The organism is Kribbella sp. (genome assembly GCF_035687465.1).
GTDB lineage: Bacteria > Actinomycetota > Actinomycetes > Propionibacteriales > Kribbellaceae > Kribbella.
In genome coordinates, this window is record NZ_DASRXP010000407.1 from 1 (window position 1) to 4,738 (window position 4,738).

At 69.0% G+C, this 4,738-nt stretch carries 5 protein-coding genes; 1 reads left to right on the top strand and 4 read right to left on the bottom strand.

The window, feature by feature from the left end:
* Positions 1-260 precede the first annotated feature (260 nt).
* On the top strand, positions 261-1,178 hold the full coding sequence (locus VFG33_RS21120; RefSeq protein ID WP_325054636.1) for a type IV toxin-antitoxin system AbiEi family antitoxin domain-containing protein: 918 nt from the start codon (positions 261-263) through the stop codon (positions 1,176-1,178).
* 82 nt (positions 1,179-1,260) lie between these two features.
* Here VFG33_RS21120 and surE read toward each other — a convergent pair whose 3' ends face one another.
* The 4 genes from surE to VFG33_RS21140 all read right to left on the bottom strand — a co-directional run.
* Complete coding sequence (gene surE / locus VFG33_RS21125) at positions 1,261-2,037, bottom strand: 5'/3'-nucleotidase SurE (protein WP_325054637.1); 777 nt, start codon at positions 2,035-2,037, stop codon at positions 1,261-1,263.
* Positions 2,038-2,139: 102 nt separating this feature from the next.
* Positions 2,140-3,666, bottom strand: coding sequence for an amidase (locus VFG33_RS21130; protein ID WP_325054638.1), 1,527 nt, complete (start codon positions 3,664-3,666; stop codon positions 2,140-2,142).
* Entirely contained in the window at positions 3,659-3,889 is a 231-nt protein-coding gene (locus VFG33_RS21135) for a hypothetical protein (protein WP_325054639.1), read from the bottom strand. The genes VFG33_RS21130 and VFG33_RS21135 overlap by 8 nt, the downstream gene beginning before the upstream one ends.
* 52 nt (positions 3,890-3,941) lie before the next feature.
* The coding region (locus VFG33_RS21140) for an amidase family protein (protein ID WP_325054640.1) at positions 3,942-4,738 on the bottom strand (797 nt) is incomplete at its 5' end.

Here is a 4,738-nt window from a genome sequence, read left to right on the forward strand (position 1 = left end):
CTGCCTCACCGCGACCGCACCCGCGACCACCCTGGCATCCCGATCACTCCAGCCGATCTCGCCGGCGCCGCCAATCAGTCACCTCAACTGCAGACCTCATCGGCATCCTGTAGCCAACGACAGCAGGTAGTCGCCACAAACGGGCCGCCGCCCGCCTGGCGGAGCGCGCACAACCGCCGAGTCCGCCACTACCTCCTGTCGTTGCCGACGCCTGTGGACAACTCCCGCCAGGATTCGCCGGGATCAGGCAAGCTCGTGCCGTGGAGTCCGCCGCGGAGGTCATGGCGCGATTGGGCGGCTCGGCCTCTGCTGCGCAGCTTCTGCAGGTGATGACCGAGCGGCAACTGCGATCAGCCGTTCAGCGGGGAGAGGTGGAGCGGGTCGCCCGCGGCGTGTACGCGTTGCCTGCCCTCGGCCCGGAGCGACTGGCTGCGCTCGCCTACGACGGGGTGGCGTCGCACCTCAGCGCCGCCCACCTCTGGGAATTGCCGCTGCTCGCGCACCCTGAGGAGCAGCACGTCACCGTCCCGGTCCACCGTCGCCCCCGTCCCGGACGGCCCGCAATCTTGCACTGGGCATCGGTGGAGCCGGACGAGGATCTCGGGCGGGTCACCACGCTGCTCAGGACCGTCCTCGACTGCGCCCGCATCCTGCCGTTCGGCGAGGCCCTTGCGGTCACCGACGCAGCTCTCCGAACTGGCCGACTAAGCCAAGCCGAGCTCGAGAATGCGGCCTCGAGAATGCGCGGCCCCGGGCGCCCGATGGCGGTTCGAGTCGCAGCAGCCGCGACGCCGCAGTCGGAGAGCTTCCTGGAGTCGATGCTGCGGAGCTTGCTGATCGCTGCCGGGATCACGGAGTTCGAGCCGCAGGTCACCGTGCGCGACGACTCTGGATTCATAGCGCGGGTGGATCTCGGGCACCGGCCGGCTCGGATCGCCCTCGAGGCCGAGGGCTACGAGTTCCACGGCTCAGCGGCCGACTTCGCGGCGGACTGCCGTCGATACGACGATCTGGTGGCGGCGGGATGGCTCGTGCTCCGGTTCACCTACCAGCAGGTGCTGGGCGATCCGGCCTGGGTGGTCAACCGAGTGCAGGCCGCGGTGTCGCTAAGAACAGGACGTATGCCATCTGGCTGGACCGGGGCAGGCGCGGCGGAGCCGACGGACTGGGCCGCCTAGCGACTACCTCCTGTCGCTACCGACAACACCGTGGACCGCCGACTTCTGGTGCACCGGCTGGACCTGATATCCCTCGGGGCGGTCAGCGGCTCAGGTTGTCCCAGCGGGACTTGAGGTGGCGGGCGGGGTCGTCCTGGGAGGGGGCGTCCTGGATGCCGACGATCGGGGTGAGGGTTGCGTAGCCGGCTGCGAGGAGGCACTCGTCGGTGTCGGGGTCTGCGCTTGGCTCGGGGGTTCGCAGGATGGCCATTGGCTCGCCTGTTGGGGCCAGGCCTGCGACGAGCCGGCTGGGGTTGTAGGGAGCGAGGCGGGCGTTGCGGACGCCGGTCAGGTCGGAGAGGGCGACGTCCGGGACGTTGACGTTCAGGACTGTGCCGGACGGCTCGGCGCGGAGCCAGTCGATCAGTTCGACGCTGATCATCGCTGCCGTCTCCAGGTGCTTCGGGTCTTCGGCGCCAAGGCTCACTGCGAGGCCCGACAGTCCCTGGGTTGCCGCGGTCAGCGCGGCACCGACCGTGCCCGAGTGAAGGATCACGCCGAAGTTGTAGCCGTGGTTGATCCCCGACACGACGAGGTCCGGCGGAGCGCCGAAGGAACCCAGCCGGCCCAGCGTGACCGCGAGCGCCGGCGTCCCGTCGATGCCGATGTAGGTGATCCCGTCCGCGTCCTCCGAGTTGGTCGCGATCGGCCGGTCGACCCACGCCGCGCGAGCGGTGCCGACGCCGCTCTGGTCGGTCAGCGGAGCGACCACCACCACGTCGTGCCCGGCTCCGGCGATCGCGCGCGCCAAGGCGCGGATCCCCCGGGCCTGGTAGCCGTCGTCGTTCGTGATCAGAACCCGCAGCTGCTCAGACGCCATGCCTCCACCCAATCACACCGCCCGGAGCCGGTGCCGTCGATGTCACCTGCTGTTCGGGAAACGGCCGGGCGCCGGAGATCTACCGGCGTCCGGCCGTTTGAGTCACAGCGCTGGACGCAGCTTGTGGTGCTTGGTCGCGCCCTGGAACGCGTGGGCGACCCGCAGCGCCAGTTCGTCGTCGCCCGGCAAGGCGTTGACGAGCATGTGCAGCGGCATCCGCTCAGCGCCGGAGAGCCCGGTCGGTACTGCGATCGAGGGCGAACCGGTGAGACTCCAGGCGCCGAACTTGCTGCCGGACGAGGGACGCGGCCGGGCCGGATCCGTCGCAGGAGGCTTCAGCGTGGCGATCTCGTCGCCCGGGTGAATGAACACGTCGATGTCGTCGAACATCGCCAGGAACCCCCGCATCCACAGCGCCCGCGCCCGCTGTGCGTCCACGTAGGCGTTCGCCGGGAGCAGGTTGCCGGTGTTGACCTGCCGGCGGTACTGCGCTGTGAAGTCCTCCGCCCGCGCCTTCCAGTTCTGGTACTGGAACGCACCCACCTCGGCGTTGACGATCGGCGTACTGATCGAGTTCAGCGTGGTGAACGGCTTCGGCAGGGTGTTCGTCCTCACCTTGACCACCTCCGCGCCGAGCGAAGCGATCACCTTGACGGCCTCGTCGAAGGCGGCCAGTTCGTCATCGTTGGGGACGCCCCGGAAGTAGTCACCCGCCGCCGGTACGCCGACCCGGATCCCGTGCAACGGGCGCTTCCCACGGTCGCGGGTCAACGCGGCCGCGAGCTCGTACCGCTGCACCGGCCGGGTGGTCGGATCTTCGGGATCCTGCCCGGCCATCACGTCGACCAGTAGCGCGGCATCGAGGGCCGAACGCGCCAACGGCCCGACGTCGTCGATGGTGTAGCTCAGCGGGAAGACGCCGTGCTTGCTGACCATCCCGTACGTCGTTCGGTAGCCGGTGATCCCGCAGTTCGCCGACGGGATCCGGATCGACCCTCGCGTGTCCGAACCGATGCCCGCGAGGAACTCGCCCGCCGCCGTACCGGCGCCCGAACCAGAACTCGATCCACCAGGAGTACGAGCCAGATTCCAGGGGTTGTTGGTCGGGGCAGGGTCACCCGAGGCCAGCTCGACCGTCTGCGTCTTGCCGACGATCACAGCGCCCGCCGCCTTGAGCCGCGCGACACAGGTCGCGTCGAAGGTGGGCTTGAAGCCGCGGAAGAACTTCGAGTTCGCCTCGGTGAGGATGCCCTTGGTGAAGATGATGTCCTTGAGCCCGACCGGGATGCCCTGGAGCGGCCCGAGGTAGGTCCCGCGCCTCAGCAACTTGTCGGCGGCCCGAGCCTGGGCGAGGACATCGTCGGCGGAGTAGGCGAGGGCATAGGCGATCACGCGCTCCTCGACCTGGGCAGCACGCTCGAGGACCGACTCCGCCAGCTGGACCGCGGTGATCTTGCGGCGGCGGATCAGGTCGGCCGCCTCGCTGATCTCGAGATCGTAGAGCGGACCGTCAGCGGTCTGGGTGCGGGCAGCCGCCGGCGCCGCGGCGGCGGTCACCGGTACTGCGGCAGCCACGCCGGCGCCGACCGCACCGATCAGAAAACTCGCCCGGCTGATCCCGTCAGCCATGGTGTCCACCGCCGTTGGCCTCCACGACCGGGACAGGCACGTACTTCGTCAACGGGAACGGCGCCTGCGGCTGTCCGACCTGCTCGATGAATCCGGCACACTCCTCCATTCCGTTCAGTGCTTCGGCGAACTGGACCCCGTCGGGCAGCTGACCGGGACGCAGGCCGCGGGCGCGACCTATTCCCTCGGCAATAGCGGTTGCTTCGTCACTGGTGATAGGCACTATTTCTCCCTGAGAACTAGTTTCGCTGCGGTTACGCGACGCACCACGTAATTCAGCGGGACAGAGCCGGCGTACTGCGAGGTGGCTTCCGCGGCTTCGCCGCCTGCTCGAAGGCGTAGGCGAGCGCGAGCAGACGCGGCTCACTGAATTCGCGGCCCAGCAACTCGGCACCGACCGGCACGCCCAGCGGAGCGGTGGAGGTCGGAGTGGAGTACCCGCCGGGGAAGCACACGGCCGGGAAGCCGGTGCCGTTGGACAGGGTGCCGTTGCGTTCCGGCTGCGGTACGCCGACCGGTGAGACGAGCACCCTCTGCAACGGGTACAGGATCGCGTCGAGGTCGAGCTCAGCCAGCTTGGCGGACACGGCCAGCCGGAGCTTCTCGCGATTGACGTAGTGGTCCTCGTACACCGGGTTGTTCAAGCCGTCCGCGATCGCGAGTTCGGCCTCGAGCGACGCCTGCACCTCCGGGGTCGCCGTCTTCGACGCGACCAGTTGGTCGAAGGTGTGGACCGGGGCATCCGGGCCCAGCGACGCGAAGTACGAGTCCATGGCTGTGTGCGCTTCCCAGTTCGAGGTAACCACGATCCCCTGCAGGGCGTCGTACGCCGGGAGGCTGAAGCGGATGATGGTGGCGCCCTGCGAGTGCATCTTGGCGCTGACGGCGTCCATCACGCGATTGACTTCCTGATGGCGTGCTTCCGTGCCGAACAGGTTGGTCATCACGCCGATGCGGGCGCCACGGAGCGCGTCGCGCCGCAGTCCGGCCGTGTAGCTCTGCGGAGCGCGGCCGACGCCGTACCCGGTGACGGGATCCGCCGGGTCGAAGCCCGCCATCACGTCGAGCATCC

What these genes read in the sequence shown, in the direction of transcription:
- surE (WP_325054637.1), bottom strand. Translation starts at nt 2,037, where the DNA reads ATGGCGTCTGAGCAGCTGCGGGTTCTGATCACGAACGACGACGGCTAC.
- VFG33_RS21130 (WP_325054638.1), bottom strand. Translation starts at nt 3,666, where the DNA reads ATGGCTGACGGGATCAGCCGGGCGAGTTTTCTGATCGGTGCGGTCGGC.